This is a genomic window from Mesorhizobium sp. W067 (assembly GCF_054719525.1).
Genome location: NZ_JBTTII010000001.1, coordinates 4,961,649 through 4,985,156 on the forward strand (window position 1 = coordinate 4,961,649; position 23,508 = coordinate 4,985,156).

General features: G+C 63.3%; 28 protein-coding genes. 12 read left to right on the plus strand and 16 right to left on the minus strand.

Features of this window, described 5'->3' with window-relative positions:
• Window positions 1–3 precede the first annotated feature (3 nt).
• On the plus strand, window positions 4–852 hold the full coding sequence (locus ACYG97_RS24310) for an alpha/beta fold hydrolase (RefSeq protein WP_245260738.1): 849 nt from the start codon (window positions 4–6) through the stop codon (window positions 850–852).
• Between the two features lie 84 nt (window positions 853–936).
• Here the strand turns inward: ACYG97_RS24310 and ACYG97_RS24315 are convergent, their stop codons facing one another.
• The 4 genes from ACYG97_RS24315 to ACYG97_RS24330 all read right to left on the minus strand — a co-directional run bounded on the left by ACYG97_RS24315 (window position 937) and on the right by ACYG97_RS24330 (window position 4,266).
• Complete coding sequence (locus ACYG97_RS24315; RefSeq protein WP_023732740.1) at window positions 937–1,923, minus strand: Gfo/Idh/MocA family protein; 987 nt, start codon at window positions 1,921–1,923, stop codon at window positions 937–939.
• Window positions 1,924–2,001: 78 nt separating this feature from the next.
• Window positions 2,002–2,577, minus strand: a complete 576-nt coding sequence (locus ACYG97_RS24320) for a YceI family protein (protein ID WP_023681381.1) — start codon at window positions 2,575–2,577, stop codon at window positions 2,002–2,004.
• A 68-nt stretch (window positions 2,578–2,645) separates the two neighbouring features.
• Window positions 2,646–3,224, minus strand: a complete 579-nt coding sequence (locus tag ACYG97_RS24325; protein ID WP_023687445.1) for a cytochrome b — start codon at window positions 3,222–3,224, stop codon at window positions 2,646–2,648.
• 151 nt (window positions 3,225–3,375) lie between these two features.
• Window positions 3,376–4,266, minus strand: coding sequence for a LysR family transcriptional regulator (locus ACYG97_RS24330; protein ID WP_023732739.1), 891 nt, complete (start codon window positions 4,264–4,266; stop codon window positions 3,376–3,378).
• Window positions 4,267–4,362: 96 nt separating this feature from the next.
• Here ACYG97_RS24330 and ACYG97_RS24335 point away from each other — a divergent pair, with 96 nt between their 5' ends.
• Window positions 4,363–5,358, plus strand: a complete 996-nt coding sequence (locus ACYG97_RS24335; RefSeq protein WP_023732738.1) for an aldo/keto reductase — start codon at window positions 4,363–4,365, stop codon at window positions 5,356–5,358.
• 148 nt (window positions 5,359–5,506) lie between these two features.
• On the opposite strand, the gene ACYG97_RS24340 is transcribed toward ACYG97_RS24335, so the two are convergent.
• The 8 genes from ACYG97_RS24340 to infC form a co-directional block, all read right to left on the minus strand.
• The gene (locus ACYG97_RS24340) at window positions 5,507–6,109 is read right to left on the minus strand and encodes a nucleotidyltransferase family protein (protein ID WP_023672277.1); all 603 of its coding nucleotides are present in this window, start codon (window positions 6,107–6,109) and stop codon (window positions 5,507–5,509) included.
• Between the two features lie 160 nt (window positions 6,110–6,269).
• A complete protein-coding gene (gene pheT / locus ACYG97_RS24345) occupies window positions 6,270–8,678 on the minus strand; it encodes a phenylalanine--tRNA ligase subunit beta (protein WP_023732737.1) in 2,409 nt (802 codons plus the stop codon).
• 2 nt (window positions 8,679–8,680) lie between these two features.
• Window positions 8,681–9,127, minus strand: coding sequence for a GFA family protein (locus ACYG97_RS24350; RefSeq protein ID WP_023696009.1), 447 nt, complete (start codon window positions 9,125–9,127; stop codon window positions 8,681–8,683).
• The gene (gene pheS, locus ACYG97_RS24355) at window positions 9,124–10,221 is read right to left on the minus strand and encodes a phenylalanine--tRNA ligase subunit alpha (protein WP_023696008.1); all 1,098 of its coding nucleotides are present in this window, start codon (window positions 10,219–10,221) and stop codon (window positions 9,124–9,126) included. Before pheS ends, ACYG97_RS24350 begins: the two co-directional genes overlap by 4 nt.
• Before the next feature lie 251 nt (window positions 10,222–10,472).
• A complete protein-coding gene (rplT, locus tag ACYG97_RS24360) occupies window positions 10,473–10,874 on the minus strand; it encodes a 50S ribosomal protein L20 (protein ID WP_023672281.1) in 402 nt (133 codons plus the stop codon).
• A gap of 39 nt (window positions 10,875–10,913) precedes the next feature.
• Window positions 10,914–11,117: a 50S ribosomal protein L35 gene (gene rpmI / locus ACYG97_RS24365; RefSeq protein WP_006201248.1), complete on the minus strand. Its 204-nt coding sequence runs from the start codon at window positions 11,115–11,117 to the stop codon at window positions 10,914–10,916.
• 184 nt (window positions 11,118–11,301) lie between these two features.
• Entirely contained in the window at window positions 11,302–11,940 is a 639-nt protein-coding gene (locus ACYG97_RS24370; RefSeq protein WP_023681388.1) for a methyltransferase family protein, read from the minus strand.
• 132 nt (window positions 11,941–12,072) lie between these two features.
• On the minus strand, window positions 12,073–12,609 hold the full coding sequence (infC, locus tag ACYG97_RS24375) for a translation initiation factor IF-3 (RefSeq protein WP_023744911.1): 537 nt from the start codon (window positions 12,607–12,609) through the stop codon (window positions 12,073–12,075).
• A gap of 246 nt (window positions 12,610–12,855) precedes the next feature.
• Between infC and ACYG97_RS24380 the strand changes: the two genes are divergently transcribed.
• The 4 genes from ACYG97_RS24380 to ACYG97_RS24395 all read left to right on the plus strand — a co-directional run bounded on the left by ACYG97_RS24380 (window position 12,856) and on the right by ACYG97_RS24395 (window position 16,335).
• Entirely contained in the window at window positions 12,856–13,626 is a 771-nt protein-coding gene (locus ACYG97_RS24380; RefSeq protein WP_023732736.1) for an alpha/beta hydrolase, read from the plus strand.
• Between the two features lie 6 nt (window positions 13,627–13,632).
• Window positions 13,633–14,775, plus strand: coding sequence for a benzoate/H(+) symporter BenE family transporter (locus tag ACYG97_RS24385; protein WP_023732735.1), 1,143 nt, complete (start codon window positions 13,633–13,635; stop codon window positions 14,773–14,775).
• 117 nt (window positions 14,776–14,892) lie between these two features.
• Window positions 14,893–15,378, plus strand: a complete 486-nt coding sequence (locus ACYG97_RS24390) for a DUF2852 domain-containing protein (protein ID WP_023672286.1) — start codon at window positions 14,893–14,895, stop codon at window positions 15,376–15,378.
• 198 nt (window positions 15,379–15,576) lie between these two features.
• Window positions 15,577–16,335, plus strand: coding sequence for a M48 family metallopeptidase (locus ACYG97_RS24395; protein ID WP_023732734.1), 759 nt, complete (start codon window positions 15,577–15,579; stop codon window positions 16,333–16,335).
• Window positions 16,336–16,353: 18 nt separating this feature from the next.
• Here the strand turns inward: ACYG97_RS24395 and ACYG97_RS24400 are convergent, their stop codons facing one another.
• Window positions 16,354–16,572: a hypothetical protein gene (locus ACYG97_RS24400; protein WP_023672288.1), complete on the minus strand. Its 219-nt coding sequence runs from the start codon at window positions 16,570–16,572 to the stop codon at window positions 16,354–16,356.
• A 109-nt stretch (window positions 16,573–16,681) separates the two neighbouring features.
• Between ACYG97_RS24400 and ACYG97_RS24405 the strand changes: the two genes are divergently transcribed.
• The 6 genes from ACYG97_RS24405 (at window position 16,682) to ACYG97_RS24430 (ending at window position 22,323) form a co-directional block, all read left to right on the plus strand.
• Window positions 16,682–17,341, plus strand: a complete 660-nt coding sequence (locus ACYG97_RS24405) for a phosphoribosylanthranilate isomerase (RefSeq protein WP_023732733.1) — start codon at window positions 16,682–16,684, stop codon at window positions 17,339–17,341.
• 28 nt (window positions 17,342–17,369) lie between these two features.
• Window positions 17,370–18,620: a tryptophan synthase subunit beta gene (gene trpB, locus ACYG97_RS24410; RefSeq protein WP_023732732.1), complete on the plus strand. Its 1,251-nt coding sequence runs from the start codon at window positions 17,370–17,372 to the stop codon at window positions 18,618–18,620.
• A gap of 2 nt (window positions 18,621–18,622) precedes the next feature.
• On the plus strand, window positions 18,623–19,462 hold the full coding sequence (gene trpA, locus ACYG97_RS24415; protein WP_023687438.1) for a tryptophan synthase subunit alpha: 840 nt from the start codon (window positions 18,623–18,625) through the stop codon (window positions 19,460–19,462).
• A 101-nt stretch (window positions 19,463–19,563) separates the two neighbouring features.
• Window positions 19,564–20,490: an acetyl-CoA carboxylase, carboxyltransferase subunit beta gene (gene accD, locus ACYG97_RS24420; RefSeq protein WP_023687437.1), complete on the plus strand. Its 927-nt coding sequence runs from the start codon at window positions 19,564–19,566 to the stop codon at window positions 20,488–20,490.
• A 62-nt stretch (window positions 20,491–20,552) separates the two neighbouring features.
• Window positions 20,553–21,878, plus strand: a complete 1,326-nt coding sequence (locus ACYG97_RS24425) for a bifunctional folylpolyglutamate synthase/dihydrofolate synthase (RefSeq protein ID WP_023696004.1) — start codon at window positions 20,553–20,555, stop codon at window positions 21,876–21,878.
• 25 nt (window positions 21,879–21,903) lie between these two features.
• A complete protein-coding gene (locus tag ACYG97_RS24430; protein ID WP_023696003.1) occupies window positions 21,904–22,323 on the plus strand; it encodes a VOC family protein in 420 nt (139 codons plus the stop codon).
• A gap of 22 nt (window positions 22,324–22,345) precedes the next feature.
• On the opposite strand, the gene ACYG97_RS24435 is transcribed toward ACYG97_RS24430, so the two are convergent.
• The 3 genes from ACYG97_RS24435 to trxA form a co-directional block, all read right to left on the minus strand.
• Window positions 22,346–22,594: a hypothetical protein gene (locus ACYG97_RS24435; protein WP_023696002.1), complete on the minus strand. Its 249-nt coding sequence runs from the start codon at window positions 22,592–22,594 to the stop codon at window positions 22,346–22,348.
• Between the two features lie 72 nt (window positions 22,595–22,666).
• Window positions 22,667–22,948 carry a cupin domain-containing protein gene (locus ACYG97_RS24440; RefSeq protein ID WP_023696001.1) on the minus strand — a complete coding sequence of 94 codons (282 nt, stop codon included), beginning with the start codon at window positions 22,946–22,948 and terminating at the stop codon, window positions 22,667–22,669.
• 190 nt (window positions 22,949–23,138) lie between these two features.
• Complete coding sequence (gene trxA, locus ACYG97_RS24445) at window positions 23,139–23,462, minus strand: thioredoxin (protein ID WP_023672297.1); 324 nt, start codon at window positions 23,460–23,462, stop codon at window positions 23,139–23,141.
• Window positions 23,463–23,508 lie beyond the last annotated feature (46 nt).

Sequence of the window (23,508 nt, forward strand, 5' to 3'; positions counted from 1 at the left end):
GACATGACCCCCCAAACGTCGACGCTGAAAGTACCGGGCGCCAGCCTCTATTATGAGATGCGCGGTTCCGGCCCCGTACTGTTGATAATCCCCGGCGGACCGCAGGACGCCGGCGTCTTCGCCGATGTCGCGGGCCACCTCGCCGACCGCTACACGGTGGTCGCCTATGATCCGCGCGGCAATTCGCGCAGCACCTTCGACGGAGAGCCGCAAGAGCAGGACCTCGATGTCCATGGCGACGATGCCGCGCGATTGATCGAGGCGCTTGGCGCCGGACCGGCCTATGTGTTCGGCACCAGCGGCGGCGCCCAGATCGGGCTCAACCTCGCCGCCCGCCATCCCGGCCGGGTTCGTGCACTGGTGGCGCATGAGCCGCCCAGCATGATGCTGCTCGACGACCCGTCGCCGTCACTGGCCGGCATGCGCGACCTGCACGACACCTATCGCAGCCAGGGTGTCGAGGCGGCGATGCAGAAATTCTTCAGCGAGAACAGCCTGTCGGAAGGGCCGGGTCAGGATGAAGCCGGGCCGCAGGACGGACCGCCTTCGTTCGAACCGTCGCCCGAGGAGGGCGAGACCTTTGCCAGGGTCAGCGGCAATTTCGAATACTGGCTGGCGCATGGCGTCATGCCGCTGTCGCTCTATCGTCCCGATATCGAGGCGCTGCGCGGCCGCCCGGTCGTGGTCGGCATCGGCGAAGAGTCCGTCGGCCAGCCGATCGACGGCATGGGCAAGGCGCTGGCCGACAGGCTCGGCAGCAAGCGCGCCGCCTTCCCCGGCGACCACATGGGCTTTGCGCCCTATCCCGACCGCTTCGCCGAGACCTTGCACCTGACGCTCAGAGGCGCGTGAGATCGTCAGTTCAATAGGAAAGGGCGTCCGCATGCACAATGCGGACGCCCTTCTCCCATGAAATTACCGGCTAAGATTGCTGTATCAGACGGCCTCCCAGCCTTCCTTGCCGCCGGCGCGGAAGATGGCGTCGATGACCTTCTGGTTGAGCACGGACTCCTCCAGCGTGAAGACACGCTCCTTGCCACCCTGTGCCGCCCTGGCAAACGTCTCGACCTCGCGCCGGTATTGCTGGGTGCCGGGAAAGCGGAACACCTGCGCCTCCGTATGGTTCTGGTTGTGCAGTTCGATGCGGTGATGGTCGTAGAGCCCGGCATTGAACGGCGAGAACACCTCGATGAAACCCTTCTCGCCGTGAAACACCATCACCTGCCGCGCTGCCATCTGCGTCGAGAGGTAGAAGGACAGTTCGAAGTCGCCGAAATCGGCGCGGATCGAGGAGTAGATGTCGGTGCCGAATTTTTTGTCGCGCTCGATCGTCGCCTGCACGCGGAGCGGCTCCTTGCCGGTTGAAAACCGCGTCGACACCGTCGGATAGACGCCGATATCAGGCAGCGCGCCGCCGCCGAGATCGAGCTGGTTGCGCATGTTGGTGGGATCGACATTGTAATAGGAGAAGGCGCCCTGCACATGGCGCAGCCGGCCGATGGCGCCATAGGCGATGAGATCGCGCACCTTGATCCATTGCGGGTGGTAGATGACCATGAAGGCCTCGCAGACCAGCACCTTCTTGCTGTCGCGCAGCTTGATCAGCGGCGCGATGTCCTTGGCGTCGAGCGCTAGCGGCTTCTCCACCAGCACATGTTTTCCCGCTTCGATGGCCTTGGCCGTCCATTCGACATGCTGCGAGGTCGGCAGCGGGATGTAGACGCCGTCGACGTCTTTCGAAGCGAGCAGCTCCTCATACGAACCAAAGGCATGTCTGGCGCCGAACCGCTCGCCCAGGGCCTCGGCCTTCGACAGGTCGCGGCTGGCGATCGCGGACAAAACGCCATTCTCGGCCTCGACGATTGCCGGCAACAATTGCTCGCGGCCGATTTTGGCCGTCGACAAAACACCCCATCGGAACATCAGGCTTCTCCTATCGATTTACAGGCGAGGAGGTTTGCCCGAAATTGCGGGAAAAGCCAATGCGGATCGCTGGTCCTGCTAGCCTCGCTTGCCCGTTAGCGTCATGTCGAAATTGACGATATTCGAATAGATCGGCGTGCCGACATCCATGCCGTACCGGGAGCGCAGCACCTTGCCGGTGACGTGGAATTTAATGACGCCGCCCTTCAGCCCGCCGAGCTCGGCAGTGAACTTTTCCGCAAACGTCTTGCCGCGCGCCGTCAGCCGGCCGCTGACCAGCGCCGTGGTGTCGCTGGTTCGGGTTACGCTGGTCGAGCGGAACTGGATTTCGGGGCTGTTGGCCACGTCGAACACCGCATCGGAGCGCAGGAAGGCGTCGATGCGGCCCTGGCCGGTGCCGACGCTTTCGGGATAGATGGTGAAGTTGACCGCGGAACGGCCGACATCGCTGTTGTCGATGCGGATGGAGCCCTTGAAGCGGCCAAAGGCGCCGTCGAGGCCGCCGCCACCGACCTTGCCGATGGAGAAGCGAATGCTGGAGCTGGCCGGGTTGACCGTGTAGCTGCCGGCGGCGTCGCCGAGGTCCACAGCGGCGGAGACAGGCATGGCAAGGCAAGCGGCAACAGCCGCCAATCCGAAGATGCGCGCATACATGGGTTTTGTCCTTCTGGGGCAGGCGAAGTGTTGCGCCCTCACTCCAATGAACGAATGCGCGGCGCGCGCTATTCCATGTCCTGATCTGACGAAGGCGTGATCATGCGCGTGAGCACGCTGTCGCGCAGCCAGAAATGATGCCGCAGCGCCGCCAGCGCATGCAGCGCAACCAAGGCAATGCCGGCATAGGCGAGATACCAGTGTGCTACCGCCCAGAAGTTTTCCGCCGCATCGGACACGCCGAGCGGCAGGTTCGGCATCACGAAAAGGTTGAACGGCATGCTGGGGATCTCCAGCATCGACACCGAAACCAGTGCCCAGCCGGACAGCGGCACCGCGAGCTGGAAGCCATAAAGTGCCAGATGCGCCAGCGGCGCCGTCCGACGCTCCAGGCCTCCGACCGAGGCCGGCAAGGCCGGGGCCGCGTTGCCGAGCCGCCAGGCAATGCGCAGGATGAGGAGGCCGAGCAGCAGGAAGCCGAAGGATTTGTGCAGCTGGATCAGCTCGAAGGCGGTGCGCTGGCTGGTCAACCGCACCATGATGAAGCCGAGCATGAACTGGCCGATGAACAGGATGCCGATCAGCCAGTGGAGGACGATCGCCGCCCAGCCGTAGCGGGTTGAGTTGTTGGTGATGAATGCCGGCATGGCTGGTGAACGAATGGCAGCTGGGCTTTCTTCCACCCTCCCCCTTGTGGGGAGGGTCGGCGCGAAGCGACGGGGTGGGGGGGTAGCGCCCTACGAAGACTCCCACCCCGATCCGCTACGCGGATCGACCCTCCCCACAAGGGGGAGGTGGCTAAGCACCGACCTTGAAGAAATCCACAAACGCCCGCAGCGCCGGGCGCATCTGGCGGCGGCTGGGGTAGTAGACGAAGAAACCGTCGAAGGGCGGACACCAGTCTTCCAGCACGCGGATCAAGCGACCGTCGGCGAGCGGCGCGCGCACATAATCGTCGAAGACGAAGGCGAGCCCAGCGCCGTCGACCGCCGCCTGGGCGATCAGATGGTCTTCGTCGAGGATCAGCGGCCCTTGCGCCGCGATCTCGATCTCTTCGCCATCCTTCTCGAATTCCCAGCGGTAAAGAATGCCGCTGGAAAAACGGAAGCGGATGCAGCGGTGGTCGGCAAGATCGCGCGGATGGCGGGGTCTTGGCATGGTCGCGAAATAGGATGGCGCGCCGACCACGGCGCCGCGAAGGTCCGGTCCGATGCGCACCGCGATCATGTCGCGCTGCAGGCTTTCACCGAGCCGCACGCCGGCATCGAAGCCGCCTTCGACGACGTTGGTGAAGCGATCCTCGATGACGATTTCCAGCACGATGTCAGGATAGGCCGCGGCAAAGCCGCCGAGCCTGGGCGTCAATGCCAGGTGGGCCGCGGTGCGCGGCACGGTCAGCCGCAGGTTCCCGGCCGGCCGGTCGCGCGCCTCGATCGCCGTTTCCAGCGCCAGATCGATCTCGGACAGCGCCGGCCGCAGCCGTTCGAGCAGCTGCGCGCCCTCCTCCGTTGGTGCCACGCTGCGGGTGCTGCGCGCCAAAAGCCGCACGCCGAGCCGCGCCTCCAGGCTGGACACGGCATGGCTCACCGCTGAAGGCGCAATGGCCAATTCGCGCGCCGCGCCACGAAAACTGCCGCATTGGGCGACTGTCGCCAGCACAGCCAGTTGAGAAAGATGCGCTCGATTCATTGATCTATTTTATAGAACAGCCCGTGCGAATGACAGCCAATTATCGAACGTAAGACCAGGCACTATCTCTCCTTCATCGCAACAAGGAGACGCGCCATGAAAACCCGCAAACTTGGTACTGAACTCGAAGTCTTCCCCGTCGGCCTCGGCTGCATGGGCATGAGCTTCGCCTATGGCGGTCAGGCAGAGGCCGACGCAATCGCCACTTTGCGCCGCGCTGTCGAGATCGGCTTGACGTTTTTCGACACGGCCGAAGTTTACGGCCCCTTTGAGAACGAGATACTTCTCGGCAAGGCGTTGAAGCCGGTGCGCGACAAGGTGACGATCGCGACCAAATTCGGCTTCAAGATTTCCGAGGAAGGCTCGGGCCTCGGGCGCATGGTCGGCGTCGACAGCCGTCCCGAGCACGTCAAAGCGGTGGCGGAAGCCTCGCTGAAGCGGCTCGATACCGATGTCATCGACCTCTACTACCAGCATCGTGTCGATCCCAACGTGCCGATCGAGGACACGGTCGGCGCCATGGCCGAACTGGTGCGCGACGGCAAGGTACGGGCGCTGGGCCTGTCGGAGGTCAGTGCCGCCACCATCCGCCGGGCGCACGCCGTGCATCCGATTGCTGCCGTGCAGAGCGAATACTCGCTGTGGAGCCGCGACCCCGAAGACGAGGTGTTAGATCTCTGCCGCGAACTCGGCATCGGCTTTGTCCCCTACAGCCCGCTCGGCCGCGGCCTGCTTACCGGCACCATCGCCAAGCCCGAGGCCCTGAGCGACGACGACTGGCGCCGCACCTTGCCCCGCTTCCAGGCCGACGCCATGGCGGCCAATGCCAAGGTGATCGCCACGCTGGAAAAGCTGGCGACGGAAAAAGGCGTCACCTCGGCGCAACTGGCGCTGGCCTGGGTGCTGCACCAGGGCGACTTCATCGTGCCGATCCCCGGCGCGCGGAAAATCCGCCATCTCGAGCAGAACACGGCGGCGGCCGGGATCGAGCTGAGTGCGGCCGAAGTGGCGGCGATCGGCGATGCTCTGTCGCCGGACAAGGTGGTGGGTAAGCGGTACACCGAGGAATTGCTGGCGCTGGTGAATGGGTGAGTGCCTTTACCCTCCCCCTTGTGGGGAGGGTCGATCCGCGAAGCGGTTCGGGGTGGGGGTCCTCGTGAGGCGCACCCCCACCCCGTCTCTCTGTCTCCGCCTCGCTGCGACAGCGAGCCGACCCTCCCCACAACGGGGAGGGTAAGTCTCACCAAGGCACCACCGTAATCTCCGGCCAGCACGCCTTCGCCCTCGCCCCCTTGGCCTCATGCGTGCGCCTGTTATCCATCAGCCGGTTGGGCGTGATGCGAAACGCGAAGAGGTCATCCAGCCCGAACGGCGCCACGACCTCAAGCTGCCCATCGGCATCGTATCGCACCCCGACCGCATGCGTCTTCGAAGCAAAATAGCTCACCGACTCGCTGGAACTCGTATAGCGCGGGCAGGGCTGGCCGAATTTCTGCGGATACCACAGATGCACCCGTGCCTGGTTGCGCACCTCGGCCGGCAGAGCCAGCCCCTCGAAATGCTGCGCGGCTCGACGGATGACCGCGTCCTCGGCCTCGTAGGACAGGTCGCTGTCATCGAAGTAGAAGAGATCGACATCCTTGATGCCGTAGCCCGGCGCCTTGCCGGTCAGGTGGTTCCAGACGCTGTTGTAGAGCGCGCCGGACACCACCAGCCAGTCCGGCAACGCCAGCGTGCGGGCTCGCTCCAGCGCGTCGCTGACGAGCGCATCCGCCAACACCATGGCGAGAAACGCTTCGCGCTGGGCTTCGAACGGCAGACCGGAATAGCGCAGATGGTCCATCGCCCTTTGGAGAGCGATTCGCAACTGCCGGCAATCCTCAGAAGCAATTCCAGGAAAAGTGTGTAGCGGTTTTACTGGGAAAGCGCGCCGCGCTTTCCCTAAGACGCGCTTTCCCTAAGAATTGCGTGAAGTCGAAATACGTAGGGCGGCGTTAGCCGCTCTACGTTCTCAGCATGCCGCCCGTTTGCTTGCCAACATTGTCGACGATGCGCTTGGCCAGCGCCTCGAAATCCTCGTCGGTGAGCGTCTTTTCAACCGGCTGGATAGATACTTCGATGGCAATCGACTTCTTGGCGGTCCCGAGAGATGCCCCCTCGAACACATCGAACACCGAAACGCCGGTGACCAGCTTCTTGTCGGCGGCGAGCGCCGCGCGCACCAGCGCGCCGGCCTCCACCGTCTTGTCGACGACGAAAGCAAAGTCGCGCTTCACCGCCTGGAAGGCGGACAGCTCCAGCTTTGGCTTGGTTTTCGTCGGCTTGGCCTTCGGCTCGGGCACGGCGTCGATATAGACCTCGAAACCGCAGATCGGTCCGGAAACGTCCAACCCCTCCAGCGTCTTCGGGTGGAACTCGCCGAAGGTGCCGAGCACTGTCTTCGGGCCGAGCTTGATCGTGCCGGAGCGGCCGGGATGATACCAGGCCGGACCGCCTGGCTCGATCTGCAGCCTGTCGACCGGCGCGCCGCAGGCTTCCAGCGCTGCAATCGCGTCGGCTTTGGCGTCGAACACGCCGACCGGACCGGAATTGCCGGCCCAACTGCGGCCGGAACCGTCGAGCTTGGCGGTGCCGCGGCGCACACCGGCGGCAACGCGCCGCTGCTGGTCGGGGCCGTCGCCCTCATAGGTACCGGAGACCTCGAACAGCGCGACATCGCCGATGCCCTTGTCGGCATTGCGCTGCGCGGCGACGATCAGGCCGGGCAACAACGAGGGCCGCATATCGGACATGTCGGCTGCAATCGGATTAGCGAGCTTCAGCGCCGTCTGGCCGCCGCCGAACAGTTCGGCGTGTTTGGCCGGGATGAACGACCAGGTGAGAACCTCCAGCATGCCCCGCACGGCGAGCGAGCGCTTGGCAGTGCGGGTGCGAACCTGCAGCGTCGTCAGTATCTTGGAGTTGACCGCGTCATGCGCGCCGAGCGGCTGCGGCGCGATGTTGTCGACGCCGTGGATGCGCATCACTTCCTCGACCAGGTCGGCCTTGCCGTCGACGTCAGGACGCCAGGACGGCACAGCGACATCGACGACGTCGCCCGAGCCTGACGGCTTGAAGCCGAGGCGGGTCAGGATGTCGAGGCTTTCCGCCTTCGGCACCTCGATGCCGGTCAGCCGCTTCACTTCCGAGATCGGGAAGGAAACGATCTTCGGCTTGTAGCCGGCATAGCCGACCACCTCCGTCTCGGTCGGCTCTCCGCCGCAGAACTCCAGCACCAGCTTTGTCGCCAGCTCGACGCCGGGCACCATGAATTCTGGGTCGACGCCACGCTCGAAACGGTAACGGGCATCGGTGATGATGCCGAGCGTACGGCCAGTGCGGGCCGTGGTGATCGGATCCCAAAGAGCGGATTCGATCAGCACGTCCGTGGTGCTCTCGTCGCAGCCGGAATGCTGGCCGCCCATGACACCGGCGATCGATTCGACGCCATTATCATCGGCGATCACGCACATCTGCGGCGTCAGCGTGTATTCGCGCCCGTCGAGCGCCAGCACCTTCTCGCCGTCGCGTGCGCGGCGCACGACGAGATTGCCGGCGACCTTCTTGGCATCGAACACATGCAGCGGCCGGCCACGGTCGAAGGTGACGTAGTTGGTGATGTCGACCAGCGCGCTGATCGGGCGCAAGCCGATGGCGATCAGCCTTTGCTGCAGCCATTTCGGCGACGGCCCGTTCTTCACGCCTTTCACCAGGCGCAGCGCGAAACCGGGGCAGAGCTCCGGCGCCTCGATGGTCACCTTGACCGGCGTTTCACCTTTGCCAAGGACCGCTTCGACCGGCGCGGTCTTGAGCCGGCCAAGCCCGCTTGCCGCCAGGTCCCGGGCGACGCCGTAAATGCTGGTCGCATCCGGCCGGTTCGGCGTCAGATTGATCTCGATCACCGGATCGTCGAGATGCGCGTAAGCCGCGAAGCTGGTGCCGACAGGCGCATCGGCCGGCAGGTCGATAATGCCATTGTGCTCATCCGACAGCTCCAGCTCGCGCTCGGAACACATCATGCCATGGCTCTCGACGCCGCGGATCTTGCCGACGGTCAGCGTCACGTCGATACCGGGCACATAGGCGCCGGGCGCGGCGAAGGCGCCGATCAGGCCGGCGCGGGCATTCGGCGCACCGCACACCACCTGGACAGGGGCTGCGCCATTGCCGGTGTCGACGGTCAGCACCCGCAGCCGGTCGGCGTCGGGATGCTGCACCGCCGTCAGCACCTTGGCGATGACGAACGGCTTCAGGCCGGCCTTGTCGTCGACATGCTCGACTTCGAGGCCGATCGAGGTCAGCCTCTCGACGATCTCGTCGAGCGTGGCGTCGGTGTCGAGATGATCCTTGAGCCAGGAAAGGGTGAGTTTCATCACTATGTTCCGTTTTGTCTGTACCCGCCCGGACCTTGTCCATCGGGTCTGGGCACGCTTGTCTTCAAATGGCGCGGCAAGTCGTCGGGCATATGCACGAAGGGCAGCTGCTCGCGCACATAGGCATGGTGCGTCGGCCGGAAATAGGCCGGCATGTCCATGGCGCCCAGCATGAAATAGATGTGGTCTTCCAGCCGCTCGTCGACATAGGCGATAGGCGAGCCGCAAATGCCGCAGAACGAGCGCGTCACCGGCCCGTTCTCGTACATCTTCAGCGCCTTGCCGGTGAAAGCCACCTGCTCGGTCAGGAAGCCGACAAAGGCCGACACCGGCGCGCCGCTGGCGCGCCGGCAATCGCCGCAATGGCAATAGCTGATATGGTGCGGTTCGACTGATGCCTCGAACCGTACCGCGCCGCAGCGGCAGCCACCCGTGTGCGGCGCCGTCATGCGGAAAGACCTCCGAACAGCGTCGGCATGTCGAGCGGCCTGAAACCGTAATGCGACAGCCAGCGGACATCGGCGTCGAAGAAGGCGCGCAGGTCCGGCATGCCGTATTTCAGCATGGCGATGCGGTCGATGCCCATGCCCCAGGCAAAGCCCTGATATTCGTCGGGATCGAGCCCGCCGGCGCGCAGCACATTGGGGTGCACCATGCCGCAGCCGAGGATCTCCATCCAGTCCGAGCCTTCGCCGAATCGCACTTCGCCGGGCCGCGAGCGGTCGCACTGGATGTCGACCTCGAGGCTGGGCTCGGTGAACGGGAAGAAGGACGGCCGGAAGCGCATCTTGACCTGCGGCACCTCGAAGAAAGCCTTGCAGAATTCTTCCAGCACCCACTTCATGTTGGCGACATTGGCCGATTTGTCGATCACCAGCCCCTCGACCTGATGGAACATCGGCGAGTGGGTAGCGTCGGAATCCTGGCGGTAGGTCTTGCCGGGAATGACGATGCGGATCGGCGGCTTCTGCTTCTCCATGGTGCGGATCTGGACCGGCGAGGTGTGGGTGCGCAACAGCTTGCGCTCGCCCTTTTCGTCCGGCTGGAAAAAGAAGGTATCGTGCATCTCGCGCGCCGGATGCCCTTCGGGGAAATTCAGCGCGGTGAAATTGTAATAGTCGCTCTCGACATCGGGACCTTCTGCGATGGCAAAGCCGAGATCGCCGAAGATCGCCGCGATCTCGTCGATGACCTGGCTGATCGGATGGATGCGGCCGCGCTCGGCCGGCGATTGCCGCACCGGCAGCGTCACGTCGACCGTCTCGGCGGCGAGGCGCGCAGTGACAGCAACATCCTTCAGCTCGGCCTTGCGTGTCGTCAGCGCTTCGGTGACGCGGTTCTTCAGGCCGTTGATCGCGGGGCCCTTGACCTGGCGCTCCTCGGCGCTCATCGCGCCCAGTGTCTTCAGCAATTCCGAGATCGACCCCTTCTTGCCGAGAGCCGCGACGCGCACGGCTTCGATAGCAGCCTCATCGGCGGCCGACGCGACGTCGGCAAGCAGGGAGTTTTCGAGAGTATCCAAGCCGGTAGCTATGTCGTTCACGGTCAAACTCGCTGTGTTGGGAGTCAACTTTGAGGTGAAAGTCACTTTCAAGTTGAAAGTTCAGCCATAAGAAAAACCCGCGCCAGCCGTGCCAGCGCGGGTTCCCCAATCAGAATTGCGAATGCTGGGAAGCGCTGGGCTCGGAGCCCGATCCCGAAAAGTTGCAGACTTTTCGGAAAGATCGCGCTCCTCGCTAAATTTCCCTGAGCATGATGTTGTCCAAAAAGTCAGCAACTTTTTGGCATCATGCTCTAGGCGACAGCGCTTTCAAAAGCATTCGGGGTGGTGTTCTTCAGATATTCGAGCGCGACCTTGGCCTTGGCCACGAGTGCGGCGAACGCCTGCGGTTCATGGATGGCCATGTCGGACAGGATCTTGCGATCGATCTCGATACCGGACTTGTTGAGGCCGTCGATGAAGCGGCCATAGGTCAGGCCATGCTCGTGCGTCGCGGCGTTGATGCGCTGGATCCACAGCGCGCGGAACGAGCGCTTGCGGTTCTTGCGGTCGCGATACGCATACTGCATCGACTTTTCGACCGCCTGCTTGGCGATGCGAATGGTGTTCTTGCGGCGGCCGTAGAAGCCTTTCGCGGCTTTCAGGACCTTCTTGTGCTTGGCGTGCGAGGTGACGCCTCTTTTTACGCGTGCCATGTCATGATCTCCTTAAACGCTGTTCCTGAAACCGAATGCTCAGAGGCCGTTCGGCAGAAAATTCTTGATGACCTTCTTGCCATCCGGTTCAGCCAGAACCATCGTGCCGCGGGCATTTCGAATGAACTTGTTGGAACGCTTGATCATGCCGTGACGCTTGCCGGCCGCAGCCGACAGGACTTTACCCGTACCTGTGATCTTGAACCGCTTCTTGGCGGCCGATTTGGTCTTCATCTTGGGCATTTTGCTACTCCGTATTGGTGGCGCACAATCGCGCTTCTTGTTCGCTTCGGGCGGACCAAAAGCCCGAAAAGCAAATGAAACCGCCACGGCATGCCCTGCCGGGCGGTTTTCTTGGAACGGCGGTCCTATACGTCAAAGCGGGCTGGCGCGCAACACCCGAGCGGCTGCGACGCTCTGTCCGCGATCAGGGCAGCCTGAACAGCACCGGGAGTATGCCCGATTGCTGGGCGCCATCGATGGTCTCGAACACCGGCAACGCCACCAGAAACACCAGCCCGTCGAGCAAGGTGGTCAGCAAGAGGCGCGGCTTGAAGCTGCCGGTGTCGCCTTCCTGGTAGAGCGACAGCTGGGGGAAGAAACGCGGCACCCGCGCCAGATAGGCTGTGTAGGGCGCGCCGAGAACCTCCTTGAGATACCGTTCCTCGCGCAGGATGACGATGTGGAAGGCGCCGGCGCACAACAGCGCAAACAGGACGATGCCGGAGAACGAGCCGATCTGCGCCCCGACGCCGGCGGCGGCAACGGTCGAGAACACGTAGAGAGGATTGCGGGTGATCGAATAGGGTCCGCCGGTGACCACTTCGGAGGATTTGCGCCCCCCGATATAGAGTGTCGACCACAAACGGCCGACGACGCCAAGGAAGATCAGCAGCACGCCGACCATCTCGATCGTTTCATGCACCGGGGTATCGGGCGGGAAGGTCGACTGGCCGAACAGCAGTGCCGCAAACAGCACCACCACCAGCACCGCAAGCACCATGCGGCGCATGTGCTGGTAGCCGCCCAGCTCCTTGATGGGCGCAGGGTTGATTTCATTGGCCATGTCGGGAATCCGATCGTCGAGAAGCTTTGCCGGCGATCGCGGCGTCTGGGCAGGAGAATAGGCGTCCCGCCGATCGCCGGGACGCCATGAGACAGGATTCAGGCGGATTTAGAGCGCAATGCCCGAACTGATCTAGCGCGGGGCCAGCACCATCATCATCTGGCGGCCTTCCAGCTTCGGCTCGGCTTCGACCTTGGCGATGGTAGCCGTCTCCTCGCGCACCTTGTTCAGGAGCTGCATGCCGAGTTCCATATGCGCCATCTCGCGGCCGCGGAAGCGCAGCGTCAGCTTGACCTTGTCGCCTTCCTCGAAGAAGCGCCGCACGGCCTTCATCTTGGTTTCGTAGTCATGGCTGTCGATGTTCGGGCGCATCTTGATCTCCTTGATCTCGATGACCTTCTGGTTCTTGCGCGCCTCGGCCGCCTTCTTCTGGTTGGCGTATTTCAATTTGCCGAGATCGAGAATTTTGACGACAGGCGGCACCGCATTGGGCGAGATCTCGACCAGATCGAGCCCTGCCTCTTCGGCGAGCAGCAATGCGTCGTTGATGGAAATATCGCCGCGGTTCTGGCCATCGGCGTCGATCAGTTGGACCCGGGGAACCCGGATATCACGGTTTGAGCGCGGGCCATCCTTGGTGGGCGCCGCTGCTTTGAAAGGTCTGCGAATGGTCGTGGTCTCCTTGGCCGTTTCGTTCAGGGTTTCAATCTAAAAATGTTCGGGACGCGCCAATGTGGTGAGCGCGCGGGCGGAGTCAATAGCACAGCGCTGACAGAAAATCACCCTGATCGCAGGCCTGCACCAAACAAAGGATGTCGCGAGCACTTTCCGCCTCGCCTGTGCCTGTGTCAAAAGACCGGCGAGTAAAATCAGGCTCCCACAATCAGCCCCCAGAACCAGGATTGATCCACAGCCATGACCGCGACCACCCCAACCCTGCTGGATGTCGACGGCATCGATATCGCGGTTCGCCATTCCTCGGGCGCAACGCCCGGCGTCGTCTGGCTCGGCGGCTACAAATCCGACATGCTGGGCACGAAGGCGCAGACGCTGTCGGATTGGGCGGCCAGGGAAGGCCGCGCATATCTGCGCCACGACTATTCCGGCCATGGCGAATCCGGCGGCGCCTTTGCCGACGGCACCATCTCGAAATGGCTTGGCGAGAGCCTCGCCGTCTTCCGGCGTTTCACCGAGGACAGGCAGGTCCTGGTCGGCTCATCGATCGGCGCCTGGATCGCGCTGCGCATGGTGCAGGAAATGCGCAAGGCGGGCGACAGCAATGTGGTTGGCCTAGTGCTGCTCGCGCCGGCGCCGGATTTCACCGCCGAGCTGGTCGAGCCGGCTCTGACGGAGGAACAGAGGCGCGACCTCCGGGAGAAAGGCTTTTTCGAAGAACCTTCGGACTATTCCGCCGAGCCTTACATCTACACAAGCGCGCTGATCGAGGACGGCAGGGTGAACCGGGTGATGACCGGGCCGATCGATACCCATTGCCCCGTCCACATCCTGCAGGGTCTGGCCGATGCCGATGTGCCGGCAAGCCATGCGCTGAAGCTGGTCTCGCTGCTGCCAGCCGACGACGTCATCTTGTCGCTCATTCCCGACGGCGACCACCGCCTGTCGCGGCCGCAGGATCTCGACATGCTGCTGAGGGCGGTGGGCGACATGGTTCAGCGGGCGGGGTAGGCGAGAATGCGCATTTCCATCCCGATATCCGCCTTTGTCGCGGCAATCGTCGGCTTCGGCGGCACGCTGGCCGTCGTCATTGCCGCCGCCAAGGCGGTTGGCGCCACCCAGGCCGAGACCGCGAGCTGGGTGACGGCAGTGTGCGTGGCGATGGCGATCGAATGCCTGTGGCTGTCCTGGCGCACGAAAATGCCCATCATCACCGCCTGGTCGACACCGGGCCTGGCGCTGATGGCGGCATCGAGCGGGTTTACCATGGCCGATGCGGTCGGCGCCTTCATCGTCACCAGCTTGATGTTGATCGCCACCGGCCTGTTCAAGCCGCTGACCCAGCTGATATCAAGGATACCGGCGTCAGTCGCGTCCGGCATGCTGGCGGGCATCGTCGTCACCTTCGCGCTCAATGCCGTCAAGACCATTCCGGTCGATCCCTGGCTGATCCTGCCGCTGATCGCGGCCTTCTTCGTCATTCGCCTGTTCAACCCGGCGCTGTCGGTGCTGGCGGTGCTGATCGGCGGCGGCATCGCCGCATTCCTGACAGGCCGCGTCGGCGGACTGCCGGCGCCGGAACTGTCGACGCTGACGCTGATTGCCCCGCATTTCAGCGCCGCAGCTGTCATCGGCCTGGCGCTGCCGCTCTACCTCGTCACCATGGCGTCGCAGAACCTGTCGGGTCTCGCCGTCTTGCGCGCCGCCGGCTATCACCCCGAACCCGGCCCGCTGATCGGCGTCACCGGCCTGTTCTCGCTGCTGTCGGCGCCGTTTGGCGGCTCGACCACCAATCTGGCGGCTATCTCTGCGGCGATCTGCACCGGGCCGGACGTCCATCCCGACCCGGCCGAGCGCTGGAAGACCGGACCCTTCTATGCACTTGCCTATCTGATCTTCGCGGTTTTCGGCGCCTCGCTGGTGGCGATCTTCGCCGTCCTGCCGCAGAGCCTGATCGTTCTGGTAGCCGGCCTGGCGCTGATGGGATCGCTCGCCAACGCGCTGTCGATCGCCCTCAAGGACGAGGACCAGCGCATGGCGGCTACTGTCACCTTCGTTGTCACCGCGTCGGGGCTGACTTTGTTCGGCGTTGGCGCCGCCTTCTGGGGCTTGGTCGCCGGCCTGGTCGTGCTTTTCCTCGAAGCGGTCAAAAAGCGATAATCATTTCAGGACCTTGTCCGGTTTTGGCGGACGTTGTCTTGAATCGCCGTTTTTCTCATCCCATTTCGAATCCACGCAGCCGCTCTTGGCTGTCTCCAACCGAAGGAATGGGAGAAAATGAACACATCCGCATTGATCCGCCCGGCCTGGACGCCGGCGACCATCGCGTTGATGGTGATCGGCTTCATGGTTTTCTGGCCGCTTGGCTTCGCCATGCTCGCCTACATCATCTGGGGCGACCGGCTTGACGGCTTCAAGCGCGACGTCAACCGCGCCACGGACGGCATCTTCGCCGGCTGCCGCCGCGGTTCCGACAAGGCCGCGCGCTGGGGCCACGGTTCGGCCCGCACCGGCAATGTCGCTTTCGACGACTGGCGCGAGAAGGAACTCGAACGCCTCGCCGAAGAGCGTCGCAAGCTCGACGAGATGCTGAGCGAGTTCGATGAGTACGCCCGCGAATTGCGCCGCGCCAAGGACCAGGACGAGTTCGACCGCTTCATGGCCAACCGCAACAAGTCGACGGCGCCTGCGAAAACAGGCTCGGCCGAAACGGCCAAGCCCGCGACCCCCAAGCGCAAGGGCCCGAACCTGCTTGACGACTGAGGCTGCGCGCATGACCCCGAAAATCGGAACCGATTTTCGGAGAGGTTCATGCGCCAAATTAGAGTGCTACAGCGTCCTTTGCGCGTCAGAGACGCGCGGCGCTGTAGGACAGGCCTTGGCATGATGGACGGCGTCGCGCGAGCGGCGCCGTTTCTTTTTTGTTCTGGTCGTTTTCCTCGAATCGCGTATCGTTCAGCCATGTCCTTCGGCTTTTTCCGCAACCTGACCAAACCAAAACCCTCGCCTGTCGAAGAGCGAGAGCACGTCGTTGCCGGCCGCACACTGCCGCTCAGGATCGTCGAGAGCGCCCGCGCACGGCGGCTGACGCTGCGCATCGATTCGGGCGGCCAGGGGCTGCGCATCACCGTGCCGCCGGGCCTGCGCCGCGGCGAGGTGGAGAAATTCCTTCACCGCCACCAGGACTGGCTGGAGCAGCGTCTGGCCAAGGTGCCGACACGGCCGCAAGTGCGCCCCGGCATCAAGATCCCGATACGCGGCGTCGCGTATCGCATCGTCCACGAACCGTCGAAACGCGGCACCGTCACCGTGTCGCGCGACGACCGCGGTCCGCTGCTGATCGTCCATGGCGAGCGGATACATTTGCCGCGCCGCATCGCCGATTTCCTCAAGCGTGAGGCCAAGAAGGACATCGAGAAGCTGGTGGTCAAGCATACCGAGGCCATCGGCAAGCGCGCCAAGGCGATCCGCTTCAAGGACACGTCGAGCCGCTGGGGTTCCTGCACTTCCGATGGCAATCTGTCCTTCTCCTGGCGCATCATGATGGCGCCGACGCCGGTGATAAACTACCTGGTCGCGCATGAGGTGGCGCATCTCAAGGAGATGAACCACGGCCCGAAATTCTGGAAATTGTGCGAGCAGCTCTGTCCCGATACCGACCGCTGCAAGGACTGGCTGAAGCGGAATGGTGGGGCATTGCAGGCAATTGTGTTCGATTAGCCTGCGCCGGCGCCGCGCTCAATCATCATTGGCCGCATTAAGCTCTTCAGGCCGCAGCCCTTCGTCGCCATGGCGCGGCCATGGCAGGAAATTCTGCTCGAACGCATCGCTGCCGAAATAATCCAGGACCCGGTGCGCTTCTGCCCCGTCGAAGGCGGCCTTTTGCATCAGATGCGCGATGACGTCGCGCGCTTGCGCGATCTTCTGCCTGAGTTCGGCTATGCTCTGGTCGGCCATTCGTCTGCTCCGCCTTGCTTCTCCCATCAATAGGTAGCGCCTTTGGCGTTGCCGGCAAACAGCATGCTTTTTCTCGACTCTTGGCCGGTTTCGTGCCAATCCCCGCGCCATGGCGCTCGATATCAAGATCTGCGGATTGAAGACCGATGATGCAATGGCCGCGGCATTGGCCGGCGGCGCCAGCCATGTCGGCTTCATCTTCTTTGCCAGGAGCCCGCGCTATGTCGAGCCTGCGGCAGCCGGCCGCCTGCGCCAGGCGGCAATCGGCAAGGCCCTGGCGGTTGCCGTGACGGTCGATGCCGATGACGCCTTCCTGGACGAGATCGTCGAAAAGATGCGACCCGACATGCTGCAACTGCACGGCACGGAGACGCCCGAGCGGGTGGCCGAGGTGAAAGCCCGCTACGGCTTGCCTGTCATGAAGGTGTTCTCCGTCAGTGAGGCTGCCGATCTCGAGCGGCTACAGCCGTTCATCGGCGTTGCCGATCGCTTCATGTTCGATGCCAAGCCACCAAAGGGCTCGCAACTTCCGGGCGGCAATGGCGTCGCCTTTGACTGGCGGATCCTGGCCGGCCTTGACGTCGGGCTCGATTACATGCTTTCCGGTGGGCTCAATGCCGCCAATATCGGCGACGCCCTGAGATCAGCCAATCCGCCCGCAATAGACATTTCGTCGGGGGTGGAAAGCGCTCCAGGCGTCAAGGATCCGGCGCTGATCGAGCAGTTTTTCCGGGCCGTCATGGCCGCGCGCGACGACCGCGCCGCCTGAACAATTTTTTCGAACCAGGAGATCGGCGATGGACCAGCCGGCGACACCCAATTCTTTCCGCACCGGACCCGACGAACAGGGCATGTTCGGCATCTTCGGCGGCCGCTTCGTCGCCGAGACGCTGATGCCGCTGATCCTCGACCTGGAGCGGCACTGGAACGAGGTCAAGAACGATCCGGATTTCAAGGCCGAATTGACCGACCTCTCGACCCACTATGCCGGGCGGCCGTCGAAGCTCTATTTCGCTGAAGGCCTGACCAGACATCTTCGTGAGGTTTCCTCGGCGAAGGGCCTCGGGGGCGGCGCAAAAGTCTATTTCAAGCGCGAGGACCTGAACCACACCGGTTCGCACAAGATCAACAATTGCCTCGGCCAGATCCTGCTGGCCAAGCGCATGGGCAAGAAGCGCATCATCGCCGAGACGGGCGCCGGCCAGCACGGCGTTGCCGCGGCCACGGTCGCGGCGCGCTTCGGCTTTCCCTGCGTCGTTTATATGGGCGCCACCGACGTCGCCCGCCAAAGCCCCAACGTCTTCCGCATGAAGCTGCTCGGCGCCGAAGTGCGGCCGGTGACCGCCGGTCACGGCACGCTGAAGGACGCCATGAACGAAGCGTTGCGCGACTGGGTCACCAATGTCGAGGACACTTATTATCTGATCGGCACCGCCGCAGGTCCGCATCCCTATCCGGAGCTGGTACGCGACTTCCAGTCGGTGATCGGCATCGAGGCGCGCGCCCAGATCCTCGAACAGGAAGGCCGGCTACCCGACACCATCATCGCCGCTGTCGGCGGCGGCTCGAACGCCATCGGCCTGTTCCATCCGTTCCTGGATGACAAAGAAGTCCGCATCATCGGCATCGAAGCCGGCGGCCGCGGCCTTGACGGCATCGAGCATTGCGCCTCGATGAATGCCGGCGCGCCCGGCGTGCTGCACGGCAACCGCACCTATCTCCTGCAGAACGCCGACGGCCAGATCCTCGACGGCCATTCGATCTCAGCCGGCCTCGACTATCCCGGCGTCGGCCCCGAACATTCCTGGCTGCGCGATTCCGGCCGCGTCGAATACGTGCCGATCCTCGACGACGAGGCGCTGGAAGCCTTCAAGCTGACGACACGCGTCGAAGGCATCATCCCGGCGCTGGAATCCGCGCACGCCATCGCCCATGCGGTCAAGATCGTGCCGGATATGGACAAGGACCAGATCGTCATCGTCAACCTGTCGGGACGCGGCGACAAGGATGTGCACACAGTGGCCTCGATGCTGGGCATGGAGATCTGATCATGGTGACCCGCATCGACCGCCGCATGGCAAAACTAAAAGCCGAGGGACGCCCGGCGCTCGTTACCTATTTCATGAGCGGCGACCCGGACTACGACACCGCTTTGTCGATCATGAAGGCGCTGCCGAAGGCCGGCGCCGACATCATCGAAATGGGCATGCCGTTTTCCGATCCGATGGCCGACGGCCCGGCGATCCAGGCCGCGGGCCTGCGCGCGCTGAAAGGTGGCCAGACGCTGGTCAAGACGCTGCAGACGGCGGCTGATTTCCGCGCTGGCGACAATGAGACGCCGATCGTCCTGATGGGCTATTACAACCCGATCTACATCTACGGCGTCGACCGCTTCCTTAAGGACGCGATTGCCAGCGGCATTGACGGGCTGATCGTCGTCGACCTGCCACCGGAGATGGATGAGGAACTCTGTATCCCTGCGCTGAAGGCCGGCATCAACTTCATCCGCCTGGCAACGCCGACCACCGATGACAAGCGCCTGCCCAAGGTGCTGCAGAATACGTCGGGCTTCGTCTATTACGTGTCGATGACCGGCATCACCGGCTCGGCTTTGGCCGACACCGGCAAGGTTGCCGCCGCGGTCAAGCGCATCAAGGGCCACACCAACTTGCCAGTCTGCGTCGGCTTCGGCGTCAAGACCGCCGAGCAGGCGCGCATCATCGGCGCCAATGCCGATGGCGTCGTCGTCGGCACCGCGATCGTCAACGCGGTCGCCAATGTGTTGGGACCGAAGGGCGAGAAGACCGCCGACCCGGCCGAGGCCGTCGCCACCCTGGTCAGCGGACTGTCTCAGGGCGTGCGTTCGGCCCGCCTTGCTGCTGCCGAATAGTTTCCCTACTTAGGCCTTGTGCAAGTCGTTATCCCAAAACCGGTTCCCACTTTTGGGCGACATGCACGAACCAACTCTTCGTCAGGACAGGAGCCGAAGCGATGAACTGGATCACCAATTACGTTCGCCCGAGGATCAATTCGATGCTCGGCCGGCGCACCGACATGCCCGAGAATCTCTGGATCAAGGATCCCGAGACCGGCGAGATGGTGTTTCACAAGGACCTGGAATCCAACCAGTTCGTCATCCCGTCATCGGGCCATCACATGAAGATTTCGGCCAAGGAACGGCTGAAATTCTTCCTCGACGACGGCAAATACGAGCAGCTTGAGAACCCCAAGGTCATGCAGGACCCGCTCAAGTTCCGCGACGAGAAGCGCTACACGGACCGGCTGAAGGACGCCAAGGCCAAGACCGGCCTGGAAGACGCCATCATCAATGCGCTGGGCACGGTCGAGGGCCTGCCGGTTGTAGTGACGGTGCAGGATTTCGCCTTCATGGGCGGCTCGCTCGGCATGGCCGCGGGTGACGCCATTGTGCACGGTTTCGAGGTCGCCTTGCAGCGCAAGCGGCCGCTGATCCTGTTTGCCGCCTCCGGTGGCGCGCGTATGCAGGAAGGCATCTTGTCGCTGATGCAGTTGCCGCGCACCACGATCGGCGTCGATCGGCTGAAGGAAGCCGGCCTCCCATACATCGTCGTCTTGACCAACCCGACCACCGGCGGCGTCACCGCCTCCTACGCCATGCTGGGCGACGTGCATATCGCCGAGCCCGGCGCGCTGATCGGCTTCGCGGGCCCGCGCGTCATCGAGCAGACTATCCGGGAGAAACTGCCGGACGGTTTCCAGCGCTCCGAATATCTGATGGAGCACGGCATGGTCGATATGGTGGTGTCGCGGCTGGAACTGCGCGAGACGATTTCACGGCTGTTGAAAATCCTGCTCAAACTGCCGCAGGAGCAAAAGCCGCTGGAGCCGGAAATCCTGCCGCCGTCGGTCATCCCGACGGAAGCCCGCCCGCAGGCCTGACGCGACATTTCTGGCCGCAAACCGCGATTGCGTGCACCTGCGCGCATGCGTAGGATTCGCTCATGACAACGCTTGCCGCAGATCGTGAAATCGAAGCCCTGATGGCGCTGCATCCGAAAGGCTTCGACCTTTCGCTCGACCGCATCACAAGGCTGCTCGAACGCCTTGGCAATCCGCAGGAGCGGCTGCCGCCGGTCATCCATATCGCCGGCACCAACGGTAAGGGCTCGTGCGCGGCCTTTTCGCGCGCGCTGCTGGAAGCCGGCGGCCACCTTGTCCATGTCCACACTTCGCCGCATCTGGTGAACTGGGCCGAGCGCTACCGACTGGCGGCCGAGGGCGGCGGCCGGCTGGTCGACGACGAGACCTTCGCCGAGGCCATCGCCCGCGTCGCCCGGGCCAATCAAGGCCAGAAGATCACCGTCTTCGAAATCCTAACCGCCGTCACCTTCATCCTGTTTTCCGAACATCCGGCTGCCGCCGCCATCATCGAGGTCGGCCTTGGCGGCCGCTTCGACGCCACCAATGTCGTTGCCCGGCCGGCGGTGTCGGTGATCATGCCGGTGTCGATGGATCACGAAGCCTATCTCGGCGACCGGGTCGAACTGATCGCCGCCGAAAAGGCCGGCATCATGAAGCGCGGCTGCCCGGTGGTCATCGGCGCGCAGGAGAGCGAGACGGCGCTGCAAGTGCTGATCGAAACCGCCGAGCGGCTGGATTGCCCGACCTTCGTCTACGGCCAGGATTTTCTCGCCTTCGAGGAAAACGGCCGCATGGTCTATCAGGATGAGGACGGGCTGATGGACCTGCCGCCACCGCGCCTGCCCGGGCGCCACCAGTTCGCCAATGCGGCGGCAGCGATTGCCGCCGTCAAGGCCGCCGGTTTCGAAATCAGTCATCGCGCCACTGAGAAGGCGATGGCGAGCGTCGCATGGCCGGGCCGCATGCAGAAACTGGTACAGGGCCGGCTGATGGAGCTGGCGCCCAAGGGCGCCGACATCTGGCTCGACGGCGGCCACAATCCGGGCGCCGGCATGGTCATTGCCGAGGCGCTGGCCGAGCAGGAGGAAAAGAACCCGCGGCCGCTGTTTCTGATCTCCGGCATGATCAACACCAAGGACCAGAGCGGCTACTTCCACGCCTTCAAGGGCCTGGCACGGCATGTCTACACCGTGCCGGTGAGCAGGAGCGATGCCGGCGTGCCGAATGACGAGCTGGCGGTGCGGGCGACCGAAGCCGGCCTCACCGCTGAACCGGTTAGTTCCGTCGCCAGCGCGCTGATGCTGTTGCGCGACACCTGGGATGGGCCGGCGCCGCGCATCCTGATCGGCGGTTCCTTGTATCTTGCCGGCGCGGTGCTGGCCGAGAACGGCACGCCGCCGACCTGAAGCTATTCACTGCGAGGAGCCGAACATGATCAAGGTCAAGCAGCTCGCCCATGTCTGCATCTTTGCGCACGACCTCGAAGCGACGCGAAGCTTCTACCGCGACGTGCTTGGCCTCGACACCCGGTTCAATTTCCTGCGCGACGGCAAGATCTTCGGCTTCTACCTCAATTGCGGCGGCCGCAGCCATGTCGAGGTGTTCCAGAAGGACGGCACTGCATATAGCGAGCAGAACCAGATCAATCATTTCTGCCTTGAGGTCGAAGATCTAGACGCGGCGATCGCCCACATCAAATCGAAGAGCATCGACGTTACCGCCAAGAAGCATGCCTGCGACGACACCTTTCAGGCCTGGATCCGAGATCCCAACGGCGTGAAGATCGAGCTGTTCGAATACACCGCAAAAAGCGCGCAATTCGCCGGCGGCGACCGCATCGCCGACTGGTGAGCTGTGTTGGTGTCGACGAGGATCAAAGCTCCGGCCCTGTATGGACCTTGCGGCTTTTTCGGATGATTTCTTCCAGATCGATATCCGCGCCACTGCTTGCCGTCAGGCGGGAGTAGAAGGTGGACGCCGGTTCTCGCCCCGCCTCCCGAATCTCATAGGATTCAAGCGCGCGTTCGACGATATCCGCTATCGAGCGGTTTTCGCGATGAGCAAGACGATGCGCAAGATCTCGTGCTTTTGCGCTGCGGACGGAAAGCCGGGGTTCGGCCATTTCAAAATACCTTCGAGAAAATATATCCCCCATTTAGGACGAGCCATCAAGATGGCAGAGGATGGCAAGCCATCACCTTAGCTCAATCTCGATGAAGGCATACTCGCCGTCATTGGCGCTAATGACGTCGTGTTCGACGCCCTCCTTTCGGAAATAGGGCGCACCCTTCTTCATCTCGGCAAAACTCTCGCCGTCCTTGGTCACCAGCTTCACCTTGCCGTCCATCAGCGGCACCACGACATAGTCGTGGCCGTGGCGATGCCAGCCGGTGTTGTCGCCGGGCTGGAAGCGGTATTCGGTGACGATGACGCGCTCATTGTCGATGAAGACGGTGGCCTTGGCGGATCCGGTCATTCTGTTTCTCCCTGTCCTGCCTCAAGCAGATGACATGGAGTGCGCCGATGCGAGGGCCAGAGGCGGCCGGGCGATGACGCCAAAGAAAAAGCCCGGCGCGAGGGCCGGGCTTCGATCTCGGGAACTAATGCAGGTCGCCCAAAAGTGGTCCCGGTTTTGGGAGGACGACATGCATCAAAACAAGGCCAGATCAGGCGAGGCTGCCATTGATCCAGTGCGACAGCGCGGTCTTCGGCGCGGCGCCGACCTTCATGTCGGCGACTTCGCCGCCCTTGAAGATCATCAGCGTCGGGATCGAGCGCACGCCGAACTGGGCGGCAAGCTCGGGGTTCTCGTCGATGTTCAGCTTGGCGATCTTGATCTTGTCGCCGAGTTCGTTGGCGATCTCTTCCAGCGACGGACCGATCATCTTGCAGGGGCCGCACCATTCGGCCCAGAAATCCACGACGACGGGCTGCGAGGCGTTGAGCACATCGGCCTGGAAATTGCTCTTGTCGACCTTGACGGTGGCCATGCGAAATCCTTTCGAAATTTATCTCGCACCAAATGTGGTGGTTGAG

Excerpts from the sequence above, each read along its gene's own strand:
- ACYG97_RS24310 (WP_245260738.1), top strand. The coding sequence starts at position 4 with ATGACCCCCCAAACGTCGACGCTGAAAGTACCGGGCGCCAGCCTCTAT.
- ACYG97_RS24315 (WP_023732740.1), bottom strand. The coding sequence starts at position 1,923 with ATGTTCCGATGGGGTGTTTTGTCGACGGCCAAAATCGGCCGCGAGCAA.
- ACYG97_RS24320 (WP_023681381.1), bottom strand. The coding sequence starts at position 2,577 with ATGTATGCGCGCATCTTCGGATTGGCGGCTGTTGCCGCTTGCCTTGCC.
- ACYG97_RS24325 (WP_023687445.1), bottom strand. The coding sequence starts at position 3,224 with ATGCCGGCATTCATCACCAACAACTCAACCCGCTACGGCTGGGCGGCG.
- ACYG97_RS24330 (WP_023732739.1), bottom strand. The coding sequence starts at position 4,266 with ATGAATCGAGCGCATCTTTCTCAACTGGCTGTGCTGGCGACAGTCGCC.
- ACYG97_RS24335 (WP_023732738.1), top strand. The coding sequence starts at position 4,363 with ATGAAAACCCGCAAACTTGGTACTGAACTCGAAGTCTTCCCCGTCGGC.
- ACYG97_RS24340 (WP_023672277.1), bottom strand. The coding sequence starts at position 6,109 with ATGGACCATCTGCGCTATTCCGGTCTGCCGTTCGAAGCCCAGCGCGAA.
- pheT (WP_023732737.1), bottom strand. The coding sequence starts at position 8,678 with ATGAAACTCACCCTTTCCTGGCTCAAGGATCATCTCGACACCGACGCC.
- ACYG97_RS24350 (WP_023696009.1), bottom strand. The coding sequence starts at position 9,127 with ATGACGGCGCCGCACACGGGTGGCTGCCGCTGCGGCGCGGTACGGTTC.
- rplT (WP_023672281.1), bottom strand. The coding sequence starts at position 10,874 with ATGGCACGCGTAAAAAGAGGCGTCACCTCGCACGCCAAGCACAAGAAG.
- rpmI (WP_006201248.1), bottom strand. The coding sequence starts at position 11,117 with ATGCCCAAGATGAAGACCAAATCGGCCGCCAAGAAGCGGTTCAAGATC.
- ACYG97_RS24370 (WP_023681388.1), bottom strand. The coding sequence starts at position 11,940 with ATGGCCAATGAAATCAACCCTGCGCCCATCAAGGAGCTGGGCGGCTAC.
- ACYG97_RS24380 (WP_023732736.1), top strand. The coding sequence starts at position 12,856 with ATGACCGCGACCACCCCAACCCTGCTGGATGTCGACGGCATCGATATC.
- ACYG97_RS24385 (WP_023732735.1), top strand. The coding sequence starts at position 13,633 with ATGCGCATTTCCATCCCGATATCCGCCTTTGTCGCGGCAATCGTCGGC.
- ACYG97_RS24390 (WP_023672286.1), top strand. The coding sequence starts at position 14,893 with ATGAACACATCCGCATTGATCCGCCCGGCCTGGACGCCGGCGACCATC.
- ACYG97_RS24395 (WP_023732734.1), top strand. The coding sequence starts at position 15,577 with ATGTCCTTCGGCTTTTTCCGCAACCTGACCAAACCAAAACCCTCGCCT.
- ACYG97_RS24400 (WP_023672288.1), bottom strand. The coding sequence starts at position 16,572 with ATGGCCGACCAGAGCATAGCCGAACTCAGGCAGAAGATCGCGCAAGCG.
- ACYG97_RS24405 (WP_023732733.1), top strand. The coding sequence starts at position 16,682 with ATGGCGCTCGATATCAAGATCTGCGGATTGAAGACCGATGATGCAATG.
- trpB (WP_023732732.1), top strand. The coding sequence starts at position 17,370 with ATGGACCAGCCGGCGACACCCAATTCTTTCCGCACCGGACCCGACGAA.
- trpA (WP_023687438.1), top strand. The coding sequence starts at position 18,623 with ATGGTGACCCGCATCGACCGCCGCATGGCAAAACTAAAAGCCGAGGGA.
- accD (WP_023687437.1), top strand. The coding sequence starts at position 19,564 with ATGAACTGGATCACCAATTACGTTCGCCCGAGGATCAATTCGATGCTC.
- ACYG97_RS24425 (WP_023696004.1), top strand. The coding sequence starts at position 20,553 with ATGACAACGCTTGCCGCAGATCGTGAAATCGAAGCCCTGATGGCGCTG.
- ACYG97_RS24430 (WP_023696003.1), top strand. The coding sequence starts at position 21,904 with ATGATCAAGGTCAAGCAGCTCGCCCATGTCTGCATCTTTGCGCACGAC.
- ACYG97_RS24435 (WP_023696002.1), bottom strand. The coding sequence starts at position 22,594 with ATGGCCGAACCCCGGCTTTCCGTCCGCAGCGCAAAAGCACGAGATCTT.
- ACYG97_RS24440 (WP_023696001.1), bottom strand. The coding sequence starts at position 22,948 with ATGACCGGATCCGCCAAGGCCACCGTCTTCATCGACAATGAGCGCGTC.
- trxA (WP_023672297.1), bottom strand. The coding sequence starts at position 23,462 with ATGGCCACCGTCAAGGTCGACAAGAGCAATTTCCAGGCCGATGTGCTC.